The 24,899-nt window shown below is 59.2% G+C and carries 25 protein-coding genes; 13 read left to right on the forward strand and 12 right to left on the reverse strand.

Annotated elements, in window-relative coordinates; genetic code table 11:
- Nucleotides 1-23: 23 nt before the first annotated feature.
- The 4 genes from BA177_RS11040 to BA177_RS11055 form a co-directional block, all read right to left on the reverse strand.
- Nucleotides 24-1,604, reverse strand: a complete 1,581-nt coding sequence (locus BA177_RS11040) for a peptide chain release factor 3 (RefSeq protein WP_068616233.1) — start codon at nucleotides 1,602-1,604, stop codon at nucleotides 24-26.
- Between the two features lie 94 nt (nucleotides 1,605-1,698).
- A complete protein-coding gene (gene rimI, locus BA177_RS11045) occupies nucleotides 1,699-2,172 on the reverse strand; it encodes a ribosomal protein S18-alanine N-acetyltransferase (RefSeq protein ID WP_068616235.1) in 474 nt (157 codons plus the stop codon).
- Nucleotides 2,169-2,879, reverse strand: a complete 711-nt coding sequence (locus BA177_RS11050) for a uracil-DNA glycosylase (protein WP_068616236.1) — start codon at nucleotides 2,877-2,879, stop codon at nucleotides 2,169-2,171. The genes rimI and BA177_RS11050 overlap by 4 nt, the downstream gene beginning before the upstream one ends.
- A gap of 53 nt (nucleotides 2,880-2,932) precedes the next feature.
- Nucleotides 2,933-3,556, reverse strand: a complete 624-nt coding sequence (locus BA177_RS11055; protein ID WP_068616238.1) for a phosphatidylserine decarboxylase — start codon at nucleotides 3,554-3,556, stop codon at nucleotides 2,933-2,935.
- A 245-nt stretch (nucleotides 3,557-3,801) separates the two neighbouring features.
- Here BA177_RS11055 and BA177_RS11060 point away from each other — a divergent pair, with 245 nt between their 5' ends.
- Nucleotides 3,802-5,499 (forward strand): proline--tRNA ligase, encoded by a 1,698-nt coding sequence (locus tag BA177_RS11060; RefSeq protein ID WP_068616240.1) that lies wholly within the window; start codon nucleotides 3,802-3,804, stop codon nucleotides 5,497-5,499.
- A gap of 37 nt (nucleotides 5,500-5,536) precedes the next feature.
- The gene (locus BA177_RS11065) at nucleotides 5,537-6,103 is read left to right on the forward strand and encodes a lytic transglycosylase domain-containing protein (RefSeq protein WP_068619240.1); all 567 of its coding nucleotides are present in this window, start codon (nucleotides 5,537-5,539) and stop codon (nucleotides 6,101-6,103) included.
- A gap of 24 nt (nucleotides 6,104-6,127) precedes the next feature.
- Here the strand turns inward: BA177_RS11065 and BA177_RS11070 are convergent, their stop codons facing one another.
- A complete protein-coding gene (locus tag BA177_RS11070) occupies nucleotides 6,128-6,436 on the reverse strand; it encodes an acylphosphatase (protein ID WP_068616241.1) in 309 nt (102 codons plus the stop codon).
- Between the two features lie 7 nt (nucleotides 6,437-6,443).
- A complete protein-coding gene (locus BA177_RS11075; protein WP_068619242.1) occupies nucleotides 6,444-6,761 on the reverse strand; it encodes a DUF4398 domain-containing protein in 318 nt (105 codons plus the stop codon).
- A gap of 143 nt (nucleotides 6,762-6,904) precedes the next feature.
- Between BA177_RS11075 and arsC the strand changes: the two genes are divergently transcribed.
- The gene (gene arsC / locus BA177_RS11080; protein ID WP_068616243.1) at nucleotides 6,905-7,264 is read left to right on the forward strand and encodes an arsenate reductase (glutaredoxin); all 360 of its coding nucleotides are present in this window, start codon (nucleotides 6,905-6,907) and stop codon (nucleotides 7,262-7,264) included.
- Entirely contained in the window at nucleotides 7,261-7,857 is a 597-nt protein-coding gene (gene wrbA / locus BA177_RS11085; RefSeq protein WP_068616245.1) for an NAD(P)H:quinone oxidoreductase, read from the forward strand. Before arsC ends, wrbA begins: the two co-directional genes overlap by 4 nt.
- Before the next feature lie 6 nt (nucleotides 7,858-7,863).
- On the opposite strand, the gene hda is transcribed toward wrbA, so the two are convergent.
- The 4 genes from hda to BA177_RS11105 form a co-directional block, all read right to left on the reverse strand.
- Complete coding sequence (hda, locus tag BA177_RS11090) at nucleotides 7,864-8,544, reverse strand: DnaA regulatory inactivator Hda (RefSeq protein ID WP_068616246.1); 681 nt, start codon at nucleotides 8,542-8,544, stop codon at nucleotides 7,864-7,866.
- Nucleotides 8,541-9,617, reverse strand: a complete 1,077-nt coding sequence (locus BA177_RS11095) for an AI-2E family transporter (protein WP_197492990.1) — start codon at nucleotides 9,615-9,617, stop codon at nucleotides 8,541-8,543. Before BA177_RS11095 ends, hda begins: the two co-directional genes overlap by 4 nt.
- Before the next feature lie 7 nt (nucleotides 9,618-9,624).
- Nucleotides 9,625-10,173 carry a CDP-alcohol phosphatidyltransferase family protein gene (locus tag BA177_RS11100; protein ID WP_068616250.1) on the reverse strand — a complete coding sequence of 183 codons (549 nt, stop codon included), beginning with the start codon at nucleotides 10,171-10,173 and terminating at the stop codon, nucleotides 9,625-9,627.
- Nucleotides 10,174-10,290: 117 nt separating this feature from the next.
- Complete coding sequence (locus BA177_RS11105) at nucleotides 10,291-11,412, reverse strand: DUF2066 domain-containing protein (RefSeq protein WP_082990051.1); 1,122 nt, start codon at nucleotides 11,410-11,412, stop codon at nucleotides 10,291-10,293.
- A gap of 128 nt (nucleotides 11,413-11,540) precedes the next feature.
- Here BA177_RS11105 and purM point away from each other — a divergent pair, with 128 nt between their 5' ends.
- Both purM and purN read left to right on the forward strand, forming a co-directional pair.
- Nucleotides 11,541-12,560 (forward strand): phosphoribosylformylglycinamidine cyclo-ligase, encoded by a 1,020-nt coding sequence (purM, locus tag BA177_RS11110; protein ID WP_068616253.1) that lies wholly within the window; start codon nucleotides 11,541-11,543, stop codon nucleotides 12,558-12,560.
- Nucleotides 12,557-13,216, forward strand: coding sequence for a phosphoribosylglycinamide formyltransferase (gene purN / locus BA177_RS11115; protein WP_068616255.1), 660 nt, complete (start codon nucleotides 12,557-12,559; stop codon nucleotides 13,214-13,216). The genes purM and purN overlap by 4 nt, the downstream gene beginning before the upstream one ends.
- 10 nt (nucleotides 13,217-13,226) lie before the next feature.
- Here purN and dcd read toward each other — a convergent pair whose 3' ends face one another.
- Together dcd and apbC are read right to left on the reverse strand one after the other, a co-directional pair.
- Complete coding sequence (gene dcd, locus BA177_RS11120; protein ID WP_068616257.1) at nucleotides 13,227-13,793, reverse strand: dCTP deaminase; 567 nt, start codon at nucleotides 13,791-13,793, stop codon at nucleotides 13,227-13,229.
- A gap of 68 nt (nucleotides 13,794-13,861) precedes the next feature.
- Entirely contained in the window at nucleotides 13,862-14,956 is a 1,095-nt protein-coding gene (gene apbC / locus BA177_RS11125) for an iron-sulfur cluster carrier protein ApbC (RefSeq protein ID WP_068616259.1), read from the reverse strand.
- A 375-nt stretch (nucleotides 14,957-15,331) separates the two neighbouring features.
- Here apbC and BA177_RS11130 point away from each other — a divergent pair, with 375 nt between their 5' ends.
- From BA177_RS11130 to rsxC, 7 genes are all read left to right on the forward strand, one after another.
- Entirely contained in the window at nucleotides 15,332-17,713 is a 2,382-nt protein-coding gene (locus BA177_RS11130) for a HEAT repeat domain-containing protein (RefSeq protein ID WP_068619244.1), read from the forward strand.
- A gap of 142 nt (nucleotides 17,714-17,855) precedes the next feature.
- A complete protein-coding gene (locus tag BA177_RS11135; RefSeq protein ID WP_068616260.1) occupies nucleotides 17,856-18,950 on the forward strand; it encodes a type IV pilus twitching motility protein PilT in 1,095 nt (364 codons plus the stop codon).
- 32 nt (nucleotides 18,951-18,982) lie between these two features.
- The gene (locus BA177_RS11140; protein ID WP_068616262.1) at nucleotides 18,983-20,044 is read left to right on the forward strand and encodes a type IV pilus twitching motility protein PilT; all 1,062 of its coding nucleotides are present in this window, start codon (nucleotides 18,983-18,985) and stop codon (nucleotides 20,042-20,044) included.
- A 130-nt stretch (nucleotides 20,045-20,174) separates the two neighbouring features.
- Entirely contained in the window at nucleotides 20,175-22,190 is a 2,016-nt protein-coding gene (gene metG / locus BA177_RS11145; RefSeq protein ID WP_068616264.1) for a methionine--tRNA ligase, read from the forward strand.
- Between the two features lie 86 nt (nucleotides 22,191-22,276).
- Nucleotides 22,277-22,858: an electron transport complex subunit RsxA gene (rsxA, locus tag BA177_RS11150; RefSeq protein ID WP_068616266.1), complete on the forward strand. Its 582-nt coding sequence runs from the start codon at nucleotides 22,277-22,279 to the stop codon at nucleotides 22,856-22,858.
- A gap of 16 nt (nucleotides 22,859-22,874) precedes the next feature.
- On the forward strand, nucleotides 22,875-23,369 hold the full coding sequence (gene rsxB / locus BA177_RS11155) for an electron transport complex subunit RsxB (protein WP_068616268.1): 495 nt from the start codon (nucleotides 22,875-22,877) through the stop codon (nucleotides 23,367-23,369).
- Nucleotides 23,366-24,895, forward strand: a complete 1,530-nt coding sequence (gene rsxC / locus BA177_RS11160) for an electron transport complex subunit RsxC (RefSeq protein ID WP_068616270.1) — start codon at nucleotides 23,366-23,368, stop codon at nucleotides 24,893-24,895. The genes rsxB and rsxC overlap by 4 nt, the downstream gene beginning before the upstream one ends.
- Nucleotides 24,896-24,899: the final 4 nt, after the last annotated feature.

Here is a 24,899-nt window from a genome sequence, read left to right on the forward strand (position 1 = left end):
TTCTGGCCGCTACCTCGCCGCGCCTAGTATTCGCGGGTCGCGCGGAAGCGAATATCCGGCCAGCGCTCTTCGGTCAGACTCAGGTTGACCCGAGTGGGTGCGATGTAGACCAGATTGTCGCCGTGATCCAAAGCCAGATTGTCGTGCGCTTTGCGCTGAAATTCCGCGAGCATTTTGTCGTCATCGCATTCCACCCAGCGGGCGGTTGCCACGCTGATGGTTTCGAACAGACAAGTGACTTTGTATTCGTCGGCGAGACGATGAGCGACGACATCAAACTGCAACGGGCCTACCGCGCCAAGAATCAGGTCATTGTTGCGCATCGGTTTGAACAGCTGCGTGGCGCCCTCCTCGCACAACTGCGCCAGGCCTTTCTGCAATGCCTTCAGCCGCAGCGGGTCCTTCAATACCGCCCGGCGGAAAATTTCCGGGGCAAAACTTGGAATGCCGGCAAACTTGATGTCTTCGCCTTGCGAAAAGCTGTCGCCGATATTGATCGTGCCATGATTGTGAATACCGATGATATCGCCGGCATAGGCGTGTTCGGTGTGCTGTCGGTCAGCCGCCATGAACGTTATCGCATCCGGAATCTTGATTTCCTTGCCGCTGCGGACGTGCAGGACCTTCATCCCTTTCTGAAACTCACCGGAACAAATGCGCATGAACGCAATGCGATCGCGATGCCCAGGGTCCATGTTCGCCTGGATTTTGAAAACGAAACCGGTGAGCTTGTCTTCGTGCGTTTCCACAACCCGTTGCTCACTCTCGCGGTTACGCGGCGGTGGCGCATGTTCGACAAACTCATCGAGCAGTTCCCGCACACCGAAATTCGAGATCGCCGAGCCGAAGAATACCGGCGACTGCTTGGCCGCAAGATAGTCAGCAATATTGAGTTCGGGACACGCGCCGCGAACCAGCTCGATCTCTTCCCGGAACGCATCTGCTTCGCTGCCCAGGACCTGGGTCGCTGCCGCTGAATCCAGGCCGTCGATGACCTCGATCTGGGACGCTTTCTGGCGGCCTGCCTGGGTGTACAGGTAAATCCGGTCCTGCAACAGGTGATAGACGCCTTTAAGCGAACGCCCCATGCCGATAGGCCAGGTAACGGGCGAACACTCGATGCCCAGTACCGATTCAATTTCGTCCAGCAAGTCCACGGGCTCGCGGCCTTCGCGATCAAGCTTGTTGATGAAGGTCATGATCGGCGTGTCCCGCAAGCGGCACACCTCCATCAACTTGACCGTTCGCTGCTCTACGCCTTTCGCACAGTCGATCACCATCAACGCCGAGTCGACCGCGGTCAGCGTACGGTAGGTGTCTTCAGAGAAGTCTTCATGACCGGGCGTGTCCAGCAGATTGACGATGCGGTCCTTGTACGGGAACTGCATGACCGACGAGGTGATTGAAATACCGCGTTGCTGCTCCAGCGCCATCCAGTCCGAAGTGGCGTGACGGCTCGCCTTGCGCCCTTTGACCGTGCCGGCAAGCTGAATGGCTCCGCCGAACAGCAACAGCTTTTCGGTCAGCGTGGTCTTGCCCGCGTCGGGGTGCGAGATAATGGCAAACGTGCGACGTTTGTCAGCTTCACTGGATAGGGACGACATAGAAAGGAGGCGCCGCAAAAGGCTGCGAAGTGTAGCTCAGCAGCCCGGCAACGACCAGAGGCCAGCCGCACGATCAACGCGCGACCGGTCGCCTCTAGCGCGTGTCGAAGCGCATGGACAGGACCTCGGCATCTTCGCGACCGTCACGAGCCTGGTAGTACGCGGCCCGCCGGGCAATGCGATGAAAGCCCCTCTTGCGGTACAAGGCAATCGCATTGGTATTCGAAGGCCGGACCTCCAGGAAGACCTCCTTGACCTCCGCATAACGGGCGCGCGACAACACTTCGTCGAGCAGGCGACCGCCGTACCCCAGCGAACGGAACATGGGATCGACACACAGGTTCAGCACGTGTGCCTCGCCAGCCGCAATGGACAGAATCGAGTAACCGACGACTCTGTCGCCGTGTTCCAGAACCACACAGCCGTAGCCGGCGAGCAGGCAATCGCGGAACACGCCGTGACTCCACGGAAATTCGTAACTGCGCCGCTCTATGTCCGAGACCAGCGGTAAATCGTCGTGCACCATCGACCGCAGGGTGACGGGCGTTTCCTCAACTCGCGAGATCATGCCGTCAAATCCGTCAGCAATGCACGTGTCGCGCACAAGTCCTGCCATGCTTTGCGTTTGTCTTCGGGCGTTCGTAACAGGTACGCCGGATGGTAAGTCACGATAACCGGTATACCCGCGGATGCCAGTTCCAGTCGCTGGCCGCGCATGCGTCCCAACGGCAAGCTGTTGCCCAGCAACTGCTGTGCGGCGATACGGCCAACGGCGAGTATGACTTTCGGCTGCAGCATGCTGATCTGAGCATCGAGGTAGCGGCGGCAACTCGCTGCCTCGCTTTCCTGCGGATCGCGATTGCCAGGCGGCCGGCATTTCAGAATGTTCGCAATGTAGACGACCTTCCGCTCCAGACCGATAGCACGCAACATTTCATCCAGCAGTTGCCCCGCCTTGCCAACGAACGGCTCGCCACGTCGATCCTCTTCGGCACCGGGCGCTTCGCCGACAACCAGCAGGTCCGCGTTGGAGTTGCCAACCCCGAAGACGGTCTGCGTTCTGCTCTTGTGCAGATCACAGCGGGTACAAGCGGCAACCGCCTGTTGCAGAACCGCCCAGTCGGTAATCGGGGATTCATCGCCGATGACCTCGGCAGCCAATTCGGCCACTTCCTCCGGCTCCGGGTCATTCTCGCCCGCGCGCGACCGCCACGGGGTAATCCCGAGCGCATCGAGATAGGCCAGTCGATCCGATTCTGAAATAGCGTTGTCCATCGCCGCAATTCTGCCACGAGTCAGTAGGACTTGCTCTATAAGGGGCGCTGCACCTATTGCGCGAGACGCGCAATCAGGTCGGCACCGGCGCGCACCCGCTGGCCCGCTTCGACGAGTACCCGGCTGTCGCGCGGAACCCGTACTTCGGCGAATCGTGTCAGGCGCAGATAGGCACAGCGCTGGCCCTGACCGATACGTTCGCCGTAGCGAGCGAAGGCGCGAGGCGCCAGACCGAAGCGATGGCCGTGAAATTGCAACAGCACGTCAGCACCCTCATCGGTGCGCATCCACAAACCACTGCCGCTGATCTCTGGTTGGCCGTCAGGAAGTTCGCAGCTCAAGTCCATCACCGTGCCCTCGGCCGGGCAACGCGCCGTATACGGTCCGAAGCTGTCCACCTTGATGAGGATGCGCTGCACGTCGCCGTGTTCGGTTCCGCAGTCCACCGTGCCGATTTCGAGCACCTTGCCGTCTACCGGGCTGACCACGCCGAGCGGTGCCGGCGGTACAGGACGCCGCGGATCGCGAAATATGCAATACAGCCAGACGCTGAACAGCGCGATGGGCAGCGCGTAGTGCCAGCCGCCGAGATTCCAGGCGACGGCCAGCAAAGCCAGACTCGCCAACAGGTACGGCAGACCCTCACGGGCGACGAATGGATTGCGGCGTCCTTTCAAGTCTCAACAGTCCCTTCACGTGCGAGGCAGAGCGGCCGATAACAGCCCGGACCGCGTTACAACGCGCATCGCAGGCCCGCCTCACTGCGCCAATAGTTGCCCGACAGTGGTCCGCGAGTGTGCAAGATGGTGTCTTCCCGCACAAGGGCACAGCGGGCGACGACGCTTATTCTTACAGCAGCCGCAGATTGGCCGGGCTCTCGTGTAGAATACCGCCGCTATTTGCTACCCAGACATTGATAACTATGCGTTTTTCCGAATTTGGGCTAACCACCCTCAAAGAAGTGCCGGCGGAAGCCGAAATTGTCAGCCACCAGCTGATGCTGCGGGCCGGTCTCATTCGCCGCTTGTCCTCCGGCCTGTTCACCTGGATGCCGCTGGGCTTGCGCGTTTTGCGCAAAGTCGAAGCCATCGTCCGCGAGGAAATGGACCGGGCCGGAGCACTTGAAGTGCTGATGCCCGCCGTGCAACCGGCGGAGTTGTGGCAGGAGTCCGGGCGCTGGGATCAGTACGGCTCGCTCTTGTTGCGCATGCAGGACCGCCATGATCGTTCGTTCTGTTTCGGCCCTACGCACGAAGAAGTGATCACGGATGTCGCCCGCCGTGAGTTGAAAAGCTACCGGCAATTGCCCGTCAACTTCTACCAGATCCAGACCAAGTTTCGGGATGAAATCCGACCGCGTTTCGGTGTCATGCGCGCGCGTGAATTCATTATGAAAGATGCTTATTCCTTCGACATTGATCACGATGGACTGGTCGAGAGTTACCGGCGCATGCATGTCGCCTACACGGCCATCTTCGAACGGCTCGGTCTCCGGTTCCGCGTGGTCGATGCTGACAGCGGCGAAATTGGTGGCAGTCGCTCGCAGGAGTTTCACGTGCTTGCCGACTCGGGCGAAGATGCCATTGCCTGGAGCGAAACCGACAATTACGCATCGAATATCGAAACGGCTGCGACGCTCCGCCCTGCCGGTGAGACGCCGGTTGCCAGTCAGGCGCTGCAGTCTGTCAGCACGCCCGGCGCACGCACGATTGAAGAGATTTGCCAACGACTGAAAGTTGAACCGCAGCAGACCATCAAGACCCTGATCGTTCAGGGCGACGACGGCCCGGTGGCGCTGGTACTGCGAGGCGATCACGAATTGAACACGATCAAGGCGGCCAAGCTTGCTGGAGTCTCCTCACCGGTCGAAATGGCCGAGGCCGATGCGGTCCGTGCGGCGACCGGTTCCGAACCCGGATTCGCCGGCCCGATCGGCCTGACCATTCCCGTCTATTTCGATCACGCTGTCGTTGCCATGAGCGATTTCGTTTGCGGCGCGAACGAGAGCGACACGCATTTTACCGGCGTGAACTTTGGTCGCGACCTGCCGCTGCCGGACACCCACGATCTGCGCAATGTCGTCGCAGGCGACCCGGTACCGGGTGGCAAGGGCACGATCAGTATCGCGCGCGGCATTGAAGTCGGGCATATTTTTCAGCTCGGAACCAAGTACAGCGAAGCCATGTGCGCGACCGTGCAGGATCAGGATGGCAACGAAGTGCCGTTGGCAATGGGCTGCTACGGCATTGGTGTGACGCGGATCGTCGGCGCGGCGATTGAACAGAACCATGACGACAACGGCATCATCTGGCCCGACCCGCTGGCGCCATTCGACGTCGTACTGGTGCCGATCAACATGCACCGCTCGGAAGACGTTCGGCTTGCCGCCGAAGCGCTGTACGCCCAACTGACTGCCGCGGGCAAAGCCGTGTTGTTCGACGACCGCGACGCACGCCCGGGCGTGAAATTTGCCGATGCCGAGTTGATCGGTATACCGCATCGCCTGGTCGTCAGTGACCGCGGTCTGGCCAACGGTGAACTTGAGTACCGGCACCGTCGCGACAGCGAAGCACGGGTCCTGAAACGTGAAGCGGCTCTCGACATTCTGCTGCAAGGCTGACTAGGCTCGTGGGTTCTGCCATGAATCAGTACCCATGATGCTCGCTCGATTGTTGCTGACAGTATTGCTGGCGGTACCGGTCCTCGGTGCCGCCGCGGATGACGCTCAGCCCGACCCGGTGCTGCGGGAACTGCTGCGCGAGGCTGCCAGCGCCGCCGACAGTTTCCCGGACCGTTTCGACGCCATCGTCTGGCTGACCGACATGTCACGGCGCCTCGCGCAGCAGGTGACGGACCCTGAAGAGCGCATTCAGATATTGAAACGCGTGCATTTCGAAGCCACACGGGCCGATCTGCCGCCGGAGCTGGTGCTGGCTGTCATCGATATTGAAAGCAATTTTGACCGTTACGCCATATCGGTCGCTGGCGCTCAGGGACTGATGCAGATCATGCCGTTCTGGCTGCAAGAAATCGGCCGACCCAACGACAACCTGATCCACATTGATACCAACCTGCGATTCGGTTGCACGATACTGCGTTACTACCTCGACATGGAAGACGGTGATCTGGTGCGCGCATTGGGCCGTTACAACGGCAGCCTGGGAAAGCGCAAATACCCGAACAAGGTCATCGATCGCTTGCGCCTCAAGTGGTTTCGCAGCTGAGTCTCTGACCGCGGACTGCAATGATCAGCCGATCGAGAAGGCCTCGATGTCCTCAAAAGGCCGCGGCTCGGACTCCACGCCCGTTACCGCCGCCATCGGCGGTCCTTCTTGCAACCATTCATCCAGTTGCGCCAAGGCATCACGACTGCCACACGCCAGAACTTCGACAGAACCGTCCGGCAGATTTTTGGCGTAACCGCCGAGGCCGAGGTCGCGGGCCGTGGTCTGAGTGCTGGCGCGGAAAAACACGCCCTGCACCCGGCCCGTCACGCGAAACAGCTGGCAGGCAGGATCCTCCGGCGCTGACGTGGAGCTGCCTTTGCTGGCTGACATGGTGGTATCAGTTTGAATCCGGGCGTCGCGACGGGTCAGGCGCGCGATCGGCAATACTGAGCGCGTGAATGGCGCTGTTCTTGGCCTGCATGGCGTCCCGCTTGGCTTGCGCATAAGCGCGCCGGCTCAGTTTACGCTGGGCGCTGGCCAGATAGGCCTCGGCTTCGCGCAGCTCGATGGCGGCCCGGACTTCGGCACCCGCTTCACGGGCAACGGCGATCGCCTGCCGGGCATCGCTCATTTCCTGTACCGGTGGGCCTGTTTCACACGCCGAGACAAAGATAGCCAATACCAGCCACAGGCCGCGCCGCAAAAGGCCAGCCATAATACGGGTCGAATTCATTGATGTCGTTGAATGCACCGCGAAAAGCTAGCAGGCAGCACTCGTAACAGTCAAGCGGCTGACGCCACCGGGCGTCACTGCTAAAGTGGCGCTGCTCAAATTGACCAACCGCAGTGAGTAAACCCATGACCCTGACGATCTACCACAACCCGCGCTGCTCCAAGTCGCGGAATACGCTCGAACTGATAGAAGGACGGGGCGTGACCCCCGTCATCGTGCCGTACCTCGATGCCGCACCGAACACCACAACCATCCTGCATCTCGCCAAAGCCCTGTCGCTGCCGGTCAAGGCCATGCTGCGTACCGGCGAACAGGAGTTCAAAGACGCGGCCGGCAGTCTCGATATTGACGATGATCAGGCACTCGCCGAGTGGCTGGCACAGCATCCGCGCGCGCTGGAACGCCCCATCGTAATCGACGAACAAACCGGTCAGGCCGTCATTGGCCGACCACCCGAGAACGTCCTTACGTTGTTGCCGAAATGAACGATATCCTCGTGGTCTATTACTCGCGCAACGGGGCTACGGCCGCGCTGGCGCGCGAAGTGTGCCGGGGTATTGATGCTGTAGCGGGCTGCAATGCCCGCCTGCGTACCGTGCCGGCCGTATCGACGACCATTGAGGCGAGCGAAGACTGCGTGCCCGCGGACGGACCACCGTACGCGACGCTGGATGACCTGCGGGAATGTTCAGGGCTCGTACTTGGCAGCCCTACTCGCTTTGGCAACATGGCTGCGGCACTGAAGTATTTTCTCGATGGCACCTCCGGCCTGTGGCTGAGCGGCGATCTCGCTGGCAAGCCGGCCGGGCTGTTTACCTCAACGTCGACATTGCACGGCGGCCAGGAATCCACCCTGCTCAGCATGGCCTTGCCGCTCTTGCACCACGGCATGCTGATCACCGGCATTCCATTTACCGAGGCGGCCATCAGCAATACGCAAAGCGGGGGCACGCCCTATGGCGCGTCACACGTCAGCTGGAACCGCAAAGCGGACAGCCTGAGTGACGATGAGAAGCAGCTGGCCGCTGCACTGGGCAGCCGCATTGCCGGCATTGCGGCCAAACTGGCGGCCGCCTAGGCCGATTCAGTCCGGCATCACCGTCTTGACGAACGGCACCGTCAGGCGACGCTGCGTGCGCAGGGCCTCGGCGTCGAGCTGATCCAGCAACGTGTACAGACTCGCCATGTCCCGCCGGCTGCGACTCAACATGTAGCGCGCGGTTTGGTCCGGCAGTTCCAGGCCGCGGTGCCGGGCGCGCATCTGCAAGGCCCTCGCCAGTTCCTCTTCGTCCAGCGTTCGCAGCTGGAACACGGCGAGCTGGGAAAAGCGGCTTTGCAGGTCCGCAAGTTCAAAGCCACTCTCGCGGACTGTCGCCCGACTCGCCAGCACCAGCGTGCCCTGCGCATCGCTGAGCTGATGCCAGACATCGAACAAGGCGTGCTCCCAGTCCGGCTTGCCGGCCACGGTCGTAATGTCGTCGATGCACACCACGGGTCGCGATGCCATGCCCTCCAGTATGCCGGGCCCTGCCTCGACCAGTTCCTGTAATGGCAGGTACACGGAACGGTCGCCCATGCGTTCACAGACCGCCTGCAATAAATGCGTCTTGCCGCTGGTGGCCGGACCGCTCAGCCAGCAGCCCGGCGATTGTGCCGTACCGACGAGCTCCTGCAGGTAGGCGACGGCAGGTTCGTTGCCTGCGGTCCAGAAACTGTCGAATACCGCGTAGTCGGCAGTGCGTAGCGGCAATGCGAGCTGACTCAAGAGGAGGAATCCCCCAGGTCCGCAATGATCCGCGCGTCCGGATGATCGGCCAGGTAACGGCTGTACATGAACTTGACCAGCACCGACAGCACCGCTGCCGTGGGCAGAGCGAGCAAGATGCCGAAAAAGCCGAACAGCTGGCCGCCGGCCGCGACCGCAAAGATGACGATAACCGGGTGCAGGCCGATCCGGTCGCCGACCAACTTCGGTGTCAGGAAAGAACCTTCGATCATTTGCGCAATGGAAAACGTCGCAATGACGCCTACCAGCCGCAGCAGCGGGTCCGGCTCCATGACCACCGTCAGCGCGGCGAGGGCTATGCCGATGACAAAGCCCAGGTAAGGTACAAAACTGACCAGGCCGGCAACCACACCGATGGCGATGGCGAACTGCAGGCCGACCAGACTGAGGCCGACGGCATAGATGATCGCCAATGCAATCATCACCAGAATCTGGCCGCGCAAAAACGCCCCAAGTACCTCGTCGGTTTCGCGCGCGAGGTAAAACACGGTACCCCGGTTACGGGCGGGAATCAGCGAACCGAAACGCGCCATCATCGTGTCCCAGTCGCGCAGCAGGTAGAAGGTCAGGATCGGGATCAGAAACAAACTGATAACCGCCGCCGCCAATGCGCCACCGGAGCGCGACAGGGACAGCAGAATCTTGGCACCCCAGGACCCGGCCATGTCGCGGTATCGGTCAAGAAAGGCCGATATGCCGACATCGTCTCCAGGTTCGACTCCAATGAAACCGGATATTTTCGGCAACCAGACCTGTTCTGCCTGCGCGATGATGCCGGGCAAGGCGTCCAGCAACGCACTCACCTGGGTCTGGATCAACGGCACGACCAGCAGCAGCAGCAACGCCAGGCAAAGCAGCGTCAAGACGAACACGGCAATGACCGCCAGCGTTCGCGGCAAGCGCAGGGTTTGCAGGCGGTCCGCCAGCGGATCGCCGATATAAGCAAGCAAGGCGGCCGCAACAAACGGCGTCAATACCGGTGCCAGCAGCCACAGCAACCACCCCGTCAGTGCGATGGCGATCAGCCAGTTCAATCGATTGTCGGCTTTCATAAGCATCCTATTGTGCATGTCCGCGTGCGCGTTGTGACCATGACCAGACATAGTCGATACCACTGACTACCACGGTCACCAGCACACACGCACCCAGCACCGTGACACTGACCTCCGGCGGCCAGCCCAGCGCTGCACGGCAAAGGACAAACAACACCAGCAATAACTCCAATGCCGTATTGAGTTTGCTGATGCGGGTCGGCTCGCCTTGTACCGGTCGAACCAGAAAGTTGTAGGCCGTTGCGCCGCCCACAATTACCACGTCGCGCACTATGACAATCACTGCCAGCCAGACGGGAATCAACCCGGCCAGTACCAGCATGACAAACACGCCTGCGATCAGCAGTTTGTCAGCGATCGGATCGAGCAATGCACCAAGCCGGCTGCGCCAGCCATAGCGCTTGGCCAGGAAGCCATCGACCCCGTCAGAGAATCCCGCGAGCAAGAATAACAACAACGCCGGCAGGTAATGATCCTGCGCGATCAGCCAGAGTATGGGTATCACGAGCGCGATACGCATCATCGAAATGGCATTAGGTATCCATCGGAAACTCATGTTTCAACAGTCTTTTTTTTTGAATTCCACAACAACACTGATCAGCGCCGCAAGACACCGCCGGCAATCCCGGCACCAGCCACCGAAGCAACCTTAGCTATATGTTGTAACTCATTGTTATTCCATGCCTCGTGTGGCCGGACGGTAGTCGTAAAACAGGGTGGCGGTGGACCGGACCGGTGCGGCGCCGGAATTCAGCGGCGACACCGTTGCCCGTGCCAGTTCCGCACGCAAGTCGAGCACGGCAGCCAGGCGCCGCGCCCCCCCGTTGATATCGATCGAGTAACGAATCTGGTTGCCACTCACTTCCGTGACAGTATAGGCCGCCACCATGTCGAGACCGTCCACCAGTCCCTGCACGGCCGCGAATGCACCGGCAGAGCCCACATTGGCAATACTGAGTGATACCGTCTCAATACCGGCGTTGCCGGCAAAGGCGAATTCGCCGGCCAGCGAATCCGCCAGCAAGTGGATCGCATCCTCGGCTTCGCCCGCCCACTGCCGCTGCTGAGTCCCGACGTAATAACTCCAGCGATTGCGCTCAACGGCATCGGCCCGCAAGCGCCCGACCAGGATGGAACTGGAGCCGTAGGCCCTCGAAGCGTCCATCAGCCGCTCATGAAAGCCGCCCCATACATCGCTGAAACTGATGCGATCGTCGTCAGCAGCCAGGGTCGGAAACACAACAGGTACGCCGCGCGCGCGCGCGACGCGCTGGATCCGGTCGCGCAGTGACTGGGCGCGGTCGACCGTGCCGGCTGGCTTGCGGGCGTTTTGCGCGGGTGCCGCCAGCAACAATTCCCGCTCGCCCAGCCCCCAGTCCACCGCAATCCAGAGCACCGTCAATGGCCGGTCATTGCCCCATACCGGCATGGACGCTCGCCGCAACACATCTTCAATCGCTGCACCGTCCAGCATGACCCACAACGAATTGCCCTCGCCCGGCCGGTACTGGAGTACGTAGCGCGCCGGATTCGGGAACAGCGCCTTCAATTCCGGCGAAAATGCCGCATCCTCGGAACCGGTGACACGGATAAGCACCTGCTGCAGCGCGCGCTCGTAGGCCGTTTCGCGCGAATCAGAATCATTGGGATCAACCGGTACTTCCGCGCTGTACAAGTCGTCAATTTCGACGGCATGCGCCGGAGCGACGACCAGCAACAGCATCGCAAGCAGCAAAGCACGGATGCCGCACTTGCCATTCGGCATCGCGGACGTATTCATAAAGTTACTCAACATGGTGTTTTCCCGGAGACGGGGTCTGGCTAATGGTGGTTTGGATAATTAGGCACTATTATATCGCCCTTGCAAGAATTACCACCGCTTAGTGCACCCAGTGTGACTACAGCCCGCACCCGCGAGCCTACATGACCCGCAAACCTCTGACCTACCGCGACGCCGGCGTTGACATCGACGCTGGAAACTCTCTCGTTGAGCGCATCAAGCCTCTCGTGGCGCGCACCCGGCGACCCGAAGTACTGGCCGGACTCGGCGGCTTTGGCGGCTTGTTCGCGCTGCCACCGGACCGCTACCGTGAACCGGTCCTCGTTTCCGGCACGGACGGCGTGGGCACCAAGCTAATGCTTGCCCAGCAACTCGGTCGTCACGACACTATCGGCATCGACCTGGTCGCCATGTGCGTGAATGATGTTTTAGTTACCGGCGCTGAGCCATTGTTTTTCCTCGATTATTTTGCCTGTGGAAAACTCGATGTCGAGGTCGCCGCGGCCGTGGTCGGCGGCATTGCAGAGGGTTGTCACCAGGCCGGCGCAACGCTGATCGGCGGCGAGACAGCCGAGATGCCGGACATGTACCAGCCGGGCGAATATGACCTTGCCGGCTTTTGTGTCGGCGCTGTCGAGCGCGCTGAGCTGATCGACGGCAGTACAATCGCCGCCGGCGATACGCTGCTTGGCATCGCGTCCAGCGGCCCGCATTCGAACGGCTATTCCCTGATCCGCAAAGTGCTCGAAGTAGCCGACAGCCACGATATCGATGGCGAGGACGCCAAGGCCCTGTTGATGGCGCCGACCATCATTTACGTCAAACCGTTGCTCACACTCGGCAAAGCCGTAACGCTGAAAGGCCTGGCGCACATCACCGGCGGCGGACTCACTGAAAACGTGCCACGGATTCTGCCCGCTGATGTGCACGCCGAGATCAAGGTCAACAGCTGGCAGCAGGGCCCGGTGTTTGACTGGCTGGCGGCCAGCGGCAATATCGATACCAGCGAGATGCGGCGTACTTTCAATTGCGGCGTAGGCATGGTCGTCGTAGTCAGCAAAGACGAAGCCGCGGTAGCCCTCGAAACTCTGCAACGTGACGGTCTGAACGCGTGGCTACTGGGCGATATAGCCAGCGGCGCGGGCGAGGTACGTTACGTTTGAGTGCCACTCCGCGGAAAAAAGCCGTCGTCCTGATCTCCGGCGGCGGCACCAATCTGCAGGCATTTATCGACGCGTCCCAGCGTCGCGAGCTGGACTTCGAGCTGGCGATGGTGGTCAGCAACCGGTCGCAGGCAGGCGGGCTGACACGGGCGGAGGATGCCGGTATCGATACCCGCTGCCTGCCCTCGAAAGGCATCAGTGACCGCGCGGCTTACGACCGAAGCCTCGCAACGGAGCTCGACCGGCTCGCGCCCGACCTGATCATCCTGGCGGGTTTCATGCGGATACTCAGCGCGCCGTTCGTCAGCCGTTACGCCGGACGAATTCTGAACATCCACCCGTCTTTGCTGCCGCTGTACCCGGGTCTGCATACCCATGCCCGTGCCCTCGCCGCCGGCGATCGCGAGCACGGCTGCACAGTGCACTTTGTAACGGAAGAACTGGATGGTGGCCCGCCCATACTGCAGGGACGGGTGGCGATTGAACCTGGCGATGACCCGGAAACGCTGGCGGCCCGCGTGCTGCAGGTCGAGCATCAGATTTACCCGCGCGCCGCGAACCTGTTCGCCAGTGGCCGCATTGTCTATCGCGATGGCCAGTGCCTGCTCGACAACAAGGTTCTGAGCAAGCCGCTGCGGTACCCGGACTCGCTGTAACGGCGGCCGGTCAGGCCTTGGGCAAAGTCACGCCCCGCTGCCCCTGGTATTTGCCACCCCGGTCTTTGTAGGACGTTTCGCAGACCTCATCGGATTCAAGGAACAGCATCTGCGCCACGCCTTCGTTCGCGTAGATTTTGGCAGGCAGTGGCGTCGTATTGGAAAACTCGAGCGTGACATGCCCTTCCCACTCCGGCTCCAGCGGCGTCACGTTGACGATGATGCCGCAGCGCGCGTAGGTGGATTTGCCGAGGCAAATCGTGAGCACGTTGCGCGGGATCCTGAAATATTCAACCGTTCGCGCCAGCGCAAACGAATTCGGCGGAATGATGCACACGTCGCTGGTCTTGTCGACGAAGCTGGATTCATCGAAGTGCTTAGGGTCCACAATCACGGACTCGATATTGGTAAACACCTTGAATTCGTTTGAACAGCGAACATCGTAGCCGTAGCTGGAGGTACCGTAGGAAACGATACGGCCCTTGTCAGACTCGCGAACCTGGGCCGGCGCGAACGGTTCTATCATGCCGTGCTCTTCTGCCATCCGCCGTATCCAGCGATCCGATTTAATACTCATTTAGTCCACTCTGTTCTGATGGTTCCGACGTACGAGCGTCGGCACGTTTTCGCCCAGCTGATCGACCGCTAGCTGTTTTCCACGACGATGTTGGGAAATTTGCTGCTGTAGTCCCTGCCCTGCATCGCCAGCCGTGCCGCCATACGCCGGGCCGTCCGCCGGTAGGCATCTGCCGCGCTGCTATCCGGATCGGAAATGACCGTCGGGCGACCGCTGTCTGTTTGCAGGCGTATCCCCATCTCCAGTGGCAACTGGCCGAGCAAATCCACGTCGTAGGTTGCGGCCATTTGTTGCCCGCCACCACTGCCGAACAGCGGCTCTTCATGGCCACACTGACTGCACACGTGGGTACTCATGTTTTCGATAATGCCGAGCACCGGAACCGAAACCTTGCGGAACATCTGCAAACCCTTGCGCGCATCCAGCAAGGCAATATCTTGTGGCGTCGTGACGATAACAGCGCCGCTGACCGGAACCTTTTGCGACAATGTCAGCTGAATGTCACCCGTTCCAGGCGGCATATCGACAATGAGATAGTCCAGGTCTCCCCAGCGGGTTTGGGTCAACAGCTGGTTCAGAGCCTGGGTCACCATCGGGCCGCGCCAGACCATCGGCTGATCCGGGTCGATCAGAAACCCAATCGACATGACTTCGATACCGTGCGCAGACAAGGGCTGCATGGTCTTGCCGTCGTCACTCACAGGACGCTGACCTGCCAACCCCAGCATCGTGGGCTGGCTGGGACCGTAAATGTCGGCATCGAGGATACCCGTGGCTGCGCCGTCGGCAGCCAATGCCAGCGCGAGATTCACGGCGGTGGTCGATTTACCCACACCACCTTTGCCTGACGCGACCGCAATAATGTTGCGCACGTTCGCCAGTGGTTTCAGGTTGTGCTGTACGCCGTGGGAGACAATGCTGCTCGAAATCGTCACGCTGATTTCGGCGTCGGCGACGGTCTGCCGCGCAAGCCCGGCGACAAATGACTGCAAAACACTCTCAAGTCTGCTGGCCGCAAAGCCAAGCTTGATGTCGATGCCCACGCGAGATGCACTGAATTCGGTAATCCGCACCCGCCCTACGTCAGCCAGCGAATAACCAATCTCCGGTACTATCGCCGCGTTAATCGCGTCTTTCAGCTCTGTTTCTGCCGACAATGTCACACTTCACAGTTATGGATTAGGTAAAATTGCGCTTTACCGATAACGGCGTGCGCAAGGGTCGCACATTGTAGCGAAGGAATCGGCGAATTGATCCCCCTACTTCCGAAATGGAGGCGCAGACAGCGCTTCATTGGACCTGACGATCAATGTGGCATAATGCCGCCAAGACGAAACAGAGACAGCGAGGGGGGCCTAGCTTCGCTGATCCTGTACCGCCCGCCGGGCGCGACGCAACACTGGACTAACGGCACAGATGCTGAGAGCAAAAAATAACTGGCGCGCAAGTATCCGAATTGCCCGCCGCGCTGCGGCGCGCTCGATCGCCAACAATCAAAAGCACGGCACGCACTTGTCGCTGTGGGCGGATCGCTGCCTGTGAATTTACTGGGGGGGTTCAGGGCGGATCAGTTGCTCAGTGCACTTAGCACTGAGCAGGACATGGATTCGCCGTCCGCGCAGCGCAGCATCGAGAAGCTGAAAAATCTGGGTCCCAAAGCAATCCCCAAAACCATTGATGCGCTGGCGATGTGTGACCGCACGCACATGATGGTGTTCGTCGACATACTCGCCAGCTACGTTAACGACAAGACTCTCAAGTATTTTCGTGAAGGCCTCGCGGACGGTGGAGAACGAGTCATCTCCGGCACGGCCTGGGCTCTCTCCAGCAGCAACAACTACAACCCCAACGCATTGCTCGATTTCCTTGACGATGCCGAAGTGTCGAAACCGGCACTCATTGAAATTTTGAAAGTGCACAAGCAGAGCCTGAATGTTTACGAGGTGCTGCGCCGTGCGTACGAGCTCGAACCCAAGGAAAAAGCCGCGCTCTTCAAGATCATCGAAGACATCGCCACGGATGAAATTGTGCCGGACCTGATCAATCGCATGGGCGGCAAAGACCCCGTTATCAAAATGCACCTGATCAGCCTGCTGGGAAAATTCAAAGGCACACAAATCAATCAAGCGCTGGAGATGCAGCTCGGCGACGGTCACAAGATGGTGAGATCGGCCGCATTGGGCGCGCTCGCCCGGCGCAAAGGCAACGTGGATATCCGCAAGGTTGCGAAGCTATTGCTCGACCCGGACCTCGACGTACAAGGCAAGGCGGTCGAAGTACTCATCAATATGAATCACCCGGACACGGTGGAATACCTCCTGCCCGCACTTAAAGATGAATCCGAATACACTCGCCGTGCCGCCGTTGAGGTACTCAATGAACTGGCCGATCCCGATTCAGTGAAGCATCTGCTCGATGCCATCAAAGACGATGACTGGTGGGTTCGCTCGCGCGCTGGCGATGCACTGGGCGAGATCGGCGGGCCGAAAGTGGTCCAGTCCGTCATCCGGCTCATTAACGACAAAGACGAAGACATCCGGCGCACGGCTATCGAAATACTGAACTCCACCAAGGACGAGAGCGCCGTCGCACAGCTCATGGTGGCTACTGACGATTCCGACTGGTGGGTACGCGAGCGTGCCGTGGACGCACTTTCTCAGATCGGCAGCAAAGAGGCGGTACCGAAGCTCGTTGCCATGCTCGGCAAAGACAACAAGATGGACACGGTGCTGATTCGCGCACTGGGCAAACTGGGCGATCACAACGTTATCGACAACATTGTTCCATTGCTCGCCAGGGGCGAGCGCGACGTGCAAGTGGAGGCCATCAAGGCGATCGCGCACCTGGCGGACGAAAAACGCGCAGAAACCGTGCGCAACGCACTTGAGAAGATCAAGTTATCCAGCGACAAAACCATCATCAACAGCGCCGACGCGGCGATCAAGGAAATCGATGCCCGCTTCTCGCCGTCGATTATTGAAGAAAATGTGCGCGCCGAAAAAATCGTCGACCAGACCAAGACGCTGCTCATCGAGAACGAGGATATCGACAGCATTATCCAGGCCGGCGGCCCGCAGGTTCTCGATATCTCGACTTTGGAACCTGGCACCGTTATCGACGGTCGCTACAAGTACATAGAGAAGATCGGCAAAGGCGCATTCGGCACCGTGCTGCTCATGCAGGATCAGGTGGTCGATGAGCGCCTGATTCTCAAGTTCCTGAACCCGAACGTCTCATCTGACGAAGAAATGATGAAGCGCTTCGTTCACGAATTGCGCTACTCACGCAAGATTACGCACCGCAACGTGATCCGAATCTATGACTTCCTCCATCTGCAAGGTTGCTACGCAATCTCGATGGAGTATTTCCCGTCACACACGCTCGGCGGCGAAATCGTCGACAACAAGCCGATGGACTTCAAGCGGGCCCTGCAATTCTCGCTGGACATGGCGACCGGCATGGCCGTGGCCCACCAGGCGGGCGTTATTCACCGCGATCTGAAGCCCGCCAACATCCTCATTAACAATGAGTCCTTGCTCAAGATCGTGGACTTCGGCGTTGCCGCTGCTGCCAGCAGTGGCGATACCCAGTTGACCAAGACCGGTTACGTCATCGGCTCGCCCAAGTACATGGCGCCGGAACAGATCCTTGGCAAGAAGGTCGATGAAACAGCCGATATTTACAGCATCGGGGTCATCATGTACGAAATGCTGACCGGCATTCCGCCCTACTCTCGCGGCGATCACATGTCGGTCATGTACCAGCACGTCCAGGGCAAGGCGCGCCTGTGCCAGGAAGTGAACAAGAAAATTCCCGACGACTTTGCTGCCGTTGTGGGCAAGGCCATGTCGGTCGACAAATCCAAGCGCTACCAGTCGATGAACGACCTGATCGACGCTCTCAACTCACTGGAATTGTAAGAAAATGTGCGCCAGCGCACTGGTGCTGGCTGGCAAATCCACCTAGGATAGCTGGTTACTGGCCTGCTCCTCGCCGGCAGCAGCACAACTCAGTGGTGACAAGCACTATTGGGTACGTAATAAGAACAGTGAGTGCGAATTCATGCCACGTATCGATTCATTCCTGAAACTGGGACTCGCTCAGGGTTGCTCGGATGTTCATCTCGCCGTTGGCGTACCGCCGATGTTGCGTATGAACGGCGATTTGATGCCCATCAAGTTTCGCGAATTATCCGATACCGAGCTGGAAAGTTACGTACTGGAAATCCTGAGCGACTCGCAACGGGAGCACTTTGACACCGGCCACGACCTCGACTTCTCGTATGTCGGTGAAGATGGCGGACGATTTCGCGTCAATCTGTTCCGTAAAGCCAGTGGCGTAGGCGCCGTTTTTCGTTACATTCCAAACGAAGTGCCAACACTGGAATCACTGAAGCTGCCGAGTGCATTGCGCGACTTCTGTGATTTTCACCAGGGCATGGTCCTGGTCACGGGCTCCACCGGCACCGGTAAGTCGACCACGCTGGCGGCGATGATCAATCACCTGAATCAAACGCGTAACCTCAATATCATCAGCCTCGAAGATCCGATCGAGTTCGTCCACCCGAGCAAGAACTGCCAGGTGATTCAGCGCGAACTGGGCACACATTTGACGAGTTTCGCCGATGGCGTTCGATCCGCGATGCGCGAAGACCCGGACGTCATACTGGTCGGTGAATTGCGCGATGCGGAAACCATCTCCATGGCGATGACCGCGGCTGAAACCGGGCATTTGGTGCTCGGCACCCTGCACACGACGGGTGCGGTAAAAACCATTGACCGCATCATCGACGCGCAACCCGGTGAATTACGCGAACAGACAAAGAGCTTTCTCGCGCAGAGCCTCAAAGCTGTCGTCACCCAGATTCTGGTCAAGACTCCCGACGGACGCGGCCGCAAAGCCGTGCTGGAAATACTGGTCAACAACCGCGCGATCTCCAAATTGATCATGACCGATCAATCACACCAGATCCCGGCGCAACTGCAAACCGGACGCGAACAGGGTATGCAACTGCTGGATCAGGCGTTAATGGAGTGCATTGAGGCACGCGAGGTCGATCCGGACGACGCTATTCGCTATGCCAGTGACAAGCGCACGTTCAAACGATTTGTAACCGACACCGGCATATTGCCGGTCCTCGATGGCGAAGGCAGCTAACCGGGCACGCGTAGCACAGGAATTCCAATCCTTTGAACAAGATTGACACCTACCTGAAGACAGCTCTCGAGCGAAACAGCTCGGATTTGCATTTCATTTCCGGCGATCCCGCGCGGGTCCGGGTACACGGCTCACTGCAAACCCTGAGTCAGGATGTCCTGACGACGGAATTTGTTCGGGAAGCCATGTACGAAATCATGAGCGGCACCGTACAGCGCGATTTCGAAAAAGACGACGCAGTCGATTTCGCGTACGAGATACCCGAATTGTCCCGTTTTCGTGTCAACGTCATGCGCCACCTCAATGGCGTCGGCGCTGTGTTCCGCGCGATTCCCTCTACGGCCTTGTCTCTTGAAGAACTGAAAATGCCGGAGGTCGTCAGCAACCTGTGCAAACAGACGTCAGGGCTGATACTGGTAACCGGCAAGACCGGCTCCGGTAAATCAACGACGCTGGCGGCAATGATTGACTCGATCAACCGGCGCCTGAAAGGCCACATCCTGACCGTTGAAGACCCCATCGAATTTGTGCATGAGCGCAAGGGCTGCCTTATCAGCCAGCGCGAAGTTGGCGTGCACGCCGAATCGTTCGCCTCGGCACTGCACTCTGCCCTGCGCGAAGATCCGGACGTAATTCTGGTTGGCGAGCTACGCGATCTCGAAACCATGAGTGTCGCTATTACGGCGGCAGAAATGGGCATTCTGGTTATGGGCACGTTGCACACCAATGGGGCAGCACCGACCGTTGATCGTATCGTCAACAGCTTCCCCGCCGACAAGCAAAGTCATATTCGGACGATGCTGTCCACGTCGCTGCGCGGTGTCATTTCACAGCAACTGCTGCCGACAAAACACAAGCCTGGCCGCATCGCGGCATTGGAAATACTCGTCAACACCTCGGCCGTGGCCAATCTGATTCGCCAGGGCAAACTGGATCAGCTCGAAACCGCCATGCAAAGTGGCGCTGCCGTCGGTATGCAGACCATGGATTCGGCCTTGATGGATCTCGTCGAGCGGCGCTTTGTCTCCGGCAAAGAGGCCTACCAGCAGGCCAACAACAAAGCGAAGTTCCAGCAGGTCAAAGACCAGAAGTAAGGCCTTAACCGCCCCTATCACCGCCCTGTCTTGCTGCACCGGCGCTTTCCGGCGCCTCACCGGAACTGTCATCCAGAGCGCCACATCGTGGCATAATCGCCGCTTTTAGCCGGAAACCAACCTGAAAGCCATGACTGCCAGCCCTCGCCAGATTCTCGTCTCCAGCGCATTGCCCTATGCGAACGGTTCGATTCACCTCGGTCATTTGGTGGAGTACATCCAATCGGATATATGGGCGCGTTTTCAGAAACTGCGTGGCCACCAGTGCACCTACGTCTGTGCCAGCGATGCGCACGGCACGCCGATCATGATCCGCGCGCGGGAAGAAGGAATCACGCCCGAGCAACTGATAAAACGAATCGCCGCCGAGCAGCTGTCTGACCTGCAAGCGTTCGATGTTGATTTCGACAACTTCTACACCACTCATTCTGAAGAGAACGAACAGCTGGTTTGCCAGATGTTCGAAGCGCTGCGCGATGCCGGCCATATCTATACCAAGACCATCGAACAGGCGTACGACGAGACAAAAAAGATGTTCTTGCCGGACCGCTTCGTCAAAGGCACCTGCCCGCGTTGCAAGACTGAGGATCAGTACGGTGACGCCTGCGAGAACTGCGGCGCTACTTACACACCGGACGAGGTTGTTGATCCGGTATCAGTCCTTTCCGGCACGACGCCGGTGTGGAAAGAATCCGAACACTATTTCTTCCGCCTTTCCGAGTTTACCGGGCAATTGCGCACCTGGATCAGTGACGCGAAATTGCATCGCAACATCACCAGCAAACTGGAGGAGTGGTTCGACAGTGGCCTGCAGGACTGGGATATCTCACGGGATGCACCGTATTTCGGTTTTCGTATTCCCGGCACGGAAGACAAATATTTCTACGTCTGGCTCGACGCGCCCATGGGCTACGTTGCGAGCTTTTTGAACCTCTGCAAGCAGCGTGACGATCTCGACTTCGACGCCTACTGGAAGGCGGACAGCCAACACGAGGTCTACCATTTCATTGGCAAGGACATCGTCTATTTTCATACGTTGTTCTGGCCGGCGGTCCTGCAAGGCTCGGGCATGCGCACGCCGACCAGTGTTTTTGCGCATGGCTTCCTGACCATCAATGGCAAGAAGATGTCGAAGTCGCGCGGCACATTCATCAATGCGCGCACCTTCGCAGATCACCTGGATCCAAACTGTCTCCGCTATTACTACGCGGCCAAGCTCGGTCCCGGCATGGAAGATATCGACCTGAACCTGGAAGACTTTGTTGCCCGCGTGAACTCCGACCTCGTTGGCAAACTGGTCAATATCGCCAGTCGCTGCGCCGGATTCATCAGCAAGAACTACGCTGGAGAATTGTCGACAGCGCTGGACGACCCGGCACTGTTTGCCGAGTTTGTCGGGGAAGCCGAGGCCATCGCCAGTGCCTACGAGGCCCGTGAGTTCTCGAAAGCCATGCGCTCTGCCATGGCATTGGCTGACAAAGCCAATCGCTACATTGAGCAGAAAAAACCGTGGCTCATGGTGAAAGACGCGGCAGCAATAGATGACGTTCAGGCAGTTTGCACCCAGGGACTGAACCTGTTCCGCACATTGATGATTTACCTGACACCGGTGATACCGGATCTCTCCGGCAAAGCGCGCGAGCTGTTCAATGAGCCGGAGTGGCAGTGGGACGATGCAATGACCCCGCTGTTAGGCGCGAACATCCAGAAATTCAAACCTTTATTAACCCGCGTTGAAGACAAGCAGATCAAGGCCATGGTTGAACAATCCAAAGACACCGGCAAGACCCCGGCTCCCGCCGCCGTTCCGGCAGATAACGGCATGATTTCGATTGACGATTTCATGAAAGTCGACCTGCGGGTCGCCCGAATCGAAAAGGCCGAGCCAGTCGAAGGCGCGGACAAGCTATTGCAACTGACCTTGAACCTGGGTGAAGGCGAACGCAACGTGTTTGCGGGTATCAAATCGGCTTACTCGGCAGACGAACTGGTTGGCCGTCAGGTAATCGCTGTAGCCAACCTGCAGCCAAGGAAAATGCGTTTTGGTGTTTCTGAAGGCATGGTGCTGGCCGCCGGTCCGGGCGGCAAAGACGTGTTTCTGCTGTCAGTGGACGACGGCGCCGAACCCGGTATGCGGGTCAAGTAGGCACAGGCGACGCGCGCTGACATAAACACTACAATAGTGGCAGGTTCGCAAAAGCCGCTGCGTCGTTGGCGCATCGTCGTCAGGCTATGACAGACATCATCCTTATTCTTGTCAGCACCGTACTGGTCAATAATTTTGTGCTGGTGCGCTTTCTGGGCCTGTGCCCGTTCATGGGTGTGTCGCGCAACCTCGAGGCGGCACTCGGCATGTCGCTGGCTACGGCTTTTGTACTGACACTGTCTGCAGCCGTCAGCTTTCTCCTGCATGAGTACGCCCTGAAGCCGCTTGGACTGGAATACCTGCGGACCATCGCCTTCATCCTGGTCATCGCTGCGAGCGTGCAGTTCACCGAAATCATGGTGCGACGCCTGAGCCCGTTACTGGATCAGGTACTCGGCATCTACATCCCGTTGATCGCGACGAACTGTGCCGTTTTGGGTGTAGCGTTACTGAACGTGCAACAAGCCACAGGGTTTCTGCAGGCACTGTTCTTCGGTTTCGGTGCCGCAGCGGGATTTGCGCTGGTGCTTACGCTGTTCGCCGCCTTGCGGGAACGCCTGGAAGCGGCCGATGTGCCGCTGCCATTTCGCGGCACCGCCATTGCCTTGATTACCGCCGGGATGATGTCACTCGCATTCATGGGCTTTTCCGGCATGGCGCGACCATGACCCGCGCAGCGCTCCCATGTGGCTAGCCGTACTGCTTATCACGCTGATCGCCTTGTTTGCCGGCCTCGTGTTAAGTGTGGCTGCACGCCGCCTGCCGTCTGACAGCAATGACCTGGTGGATACGGTCAATGACCTGCTGCCGCAAACACAATGCGCGCAATGCGGTTATCCGGGCTGTCGCCCTTACGCCGCCGCCATCGTCAGCGGCGAAGCCGAGATCAATTTGTGCCCGCCCGGCGGCGACGAAACCGTGCAACGGCTTGCCGGACTACTGGGCAAAGAACCTCTGCCGCTGGCAACAGAGCCTGCCAGTGATATGAAGCACTCGCTGGCGGTCATCGATGAATCACTGTGCATCGGCTGCACTCATTGCAGCGACGCTTGTCCGGTCGACGCCATAGTCGGTGCTCACCAGTTCATGCATACGGTGCTGGCGAGCGAGTGCACCGGCTGCGAACTTTGCCTGCCACCCTGCCCCGTTGATTGCATCAGCATGGTGGATGCACGATGAGCGCACCGACTTTCGACCTCGGAAAACTGCACGGTGGTTTACGCCTGCCCGGCGAGAAAGCGGCGTCGACGACGGCAGCGATCAAGCAATTGCCGTTACCGAAACAGCTGATCCTGCCGCTGGCGCAGCATGTCGGCGAACCTGCCCAGCCGATTGTCAGCATTGGCGAATCGGTGTTGAAAGGTCAGATCATCGCTGCAGCCGATGGCGTAATCAGTGCGCCCGTGCACGCACCTTCCTCGGGGACGGTTGTCGCGATCGAACCCTGGCCGGTTTCAAGGCGACTCGGCGATAAAGCGCCCTGCATCATTATCGACTGCGACGGCGACGATCGCGCATTCGAGGGCAACGAGAAAATCAGCGATTATCGCGAGCTCAGTCGGGACGCGTTACTGCAGAAAATCCTGCAAGGCGGCATCGTCGGTCTCGGCGGTGCGGTTTTTCCAACGGCGCAGAAATTGATGCAGGCCATCACGGCTCCCCTGCAACACTTGATACTGAACGGCGTTGAATGCGAACCGTATATCAGTTGTGATGACATGTTGATGCGTGAATTTGGCAGTGACGTCGTCAGGGGCGCGCAGGTCATCATGCATGCACTCGACATAGACAGTTGCTTCGTCGTTATCGAAAGCGACAAGCCGGAAGCGTTAGCCAGCATAGGCAATGCGCTGGCGGAGCTTCAAGATCCACGGCTTGTACTGAAACAGGTACCAACAATCTACCCGTCCGGTGGTGAAGATCAGCTCGTACAGCTGGTCACCAACCGGGAGGTTCCGAGCGGCGGACTGCCAAGCGATGTCGGTTGTGTGGTGCAAAACGTTGGTACCGCAGCGGCCGTGCATCGCTGGATCAATCTGGGCGAGCCACTGATATCACGCGTGACCACGGTGACCGGCGACGGCATCAGGGAACCGTGCAACGTACTTGCACGTATCGGCACCCCTCTGTCCGAAGTAACGGCAGCGGCCGGCGGCTACACCGACCGCGCCGCCACGCTGGTCATCGGCGGCCCGATGACGGGCAAGTCGATCAGCAATGATCAGGTGCCCCTCGTCAAGGCCACGAACTGCGTGCTGGTGCTCTCACAACCACCGTCGACCGGTGTCGAATCGCCGTGCATACGTTGCGGCGAATGCGCAGAAGTCTGCCCGGTGCAATTATTGCCGCAACAATTGTTCTGGTACGCCTGCGCCGACAACGAAGTGAAATTGCGCGAGTACGGGCTGACCGATTGCATTGAATGCGGTTGCTGCGATCTGGTTTGCCCCAGCCACATTCCACTGACCGCGGATTTCCGTCAGGCCAAAGGCCGGGTTCGCGAACTGGCCGATGAAAAAGCGCGCGCCGAACGCGCCCGCCAGCGCTTCGAGTCACGCAACGAACGTCTGCGCCGGGAACAGGCAGAACGTGAACAACAACTGGCCGCGCAAAAGCGCACGGCGAAAAAAGTCGGTCCTGACGCCATCAAAGACATGCTGAAGCGCGCCGCACACAGCAAACCGTCGCCGGATAAGGAAGAATAGCGGC

The organism is Woeseia oceani (genome assembly GCF_001677435.1).
In the GTDB taxonomy this organism is placed as follows: Bacteria; Pseudomonadota; Gammaproteobacteria; order Steroidobacterales; family Woeseiaceae; genus Woeseia; species Woeseia oceani.

Coding starts and splice junctions, on each gene's coding strand:
- BA177_RS11040 (WP_068616233.1), bottom strand. CDS start 1,604: ATGTCGTCCCTATCCAGTGAAGCTGACAAACGTCGCACGTTTGCCATT.
- rimI (WP_068616235.1), bottom strand. CDS start 2,172: ATGATCTCGCGAGTTGAGGAAACGCCCGTCACCCTGCGGTCGATGGTG.
- BA177_RS11050 (WP_068616236.1), bottom strand. CDS start 2,879: ATGGACAACGCTATTTCAGAATCGGATCGACTGGCCTATCTCGATGCG.
- BA177_RS11060 (WP_068616240.1), top strand. CDS start 3,802: ATGCGTTTTTCCGAATTTGGGCTAACCACCCTCAAAGAAGTGCCGGCG.
- BA177_RS11065 (WP_068619240.1), top strand. CDS start 5,537: ATGCTCGCTCGATTGTTGCTGACAGTATTGCTGGCGGTACCGGTCCTC.
- BA177_RS11070 (WP_068616241.1), bottom strand. CDS start 6,436: ATGTCAGCCAGCAAAGGCAGCTCCACGTCAGCGCCGGAGGATCCTGCC.
- BA177_RS11075 (WP_068619242.1), bottom strand. CDS start 6,761: ATGGCTGGCCTTTTGCGGCGCGGCCTGTGGCTGGTATTGGCTATCTTT.
- arsC (WP_068616243.1), top strand. CDS start 6,905: ATGACCCTGACGATCTACCACAACCCGCGCTGCTCCAAGTCGCGGAAT.
- wrbA (WP_068616245.1), top strand. CDS start 7,261: ATGAACGATATCCTCGTGGTCTATTACTCGCGCAACGGGGCTACGGCC.
- BA177_RS11095 (WP_197492990.1), bottom strand. CDS start 9,617: ATGAAAGCCGACAATCGATTGAACTGGCTGATCGCCATCGCACTGACG.
- BA177_RS11100 (WP_068616250.1), bottom strand. CDS start 10,173: ATGAGTTTCCGATGGATACCTAATGCCATTTCGATGATGCGTATCGCG.
- BA177_RS11105 (WP_082990051.1), bottom strand. CDS start 11,412: ATGTTGAGTAACTTTATGAATACGTCCGCGATGCCGAATGGCAAGTGC.
- purM (WP_068616253.1), top strand. CDS start 11,541: ATGACCCGCAAACCTCTGACCTACCGCGACGCCGGCGTTGACATCGAC.
- dcd (WP_068616257.1), bottom strand. CDS start 13,793: ATGAGTATTAAATCGGATCGCTGGATACGGCGGATGGCAGAAGAGCAC.
- BA177_RS11135 (WP_068616260.1), top strand. CDS start 17,856: ATGCCACGTATCGATTCATTCCTGAAACTGGGACTCGCTCAGGGTTGC.
- metG (WP_068616264.1), top strand. CDS start 20,175: ATGACTGCCAGCCCTCGCCAGATTCTCGTCTCCAGCGCATTGCCCTAT.
- rsxA (WP_068616266.1), top strand. CDS start 22,277: ATGACAGACATCATCCTTATTCTTGTCAGCACCGTACTGGTCAATAAT.
- rsxB (WP_068616268.1), top strand. CDS start 22,875: ATGTGGCTAGCCGTACTGCTTATCACGCTGATCGCCTTGTTTGCCGGC.
- rsxC (WP_068616270.1), top strand. CDS start 23,366: ATGAGCGCACCGACTTTCGACCTCGGAAAACTGCACGGTGGTTTACGC.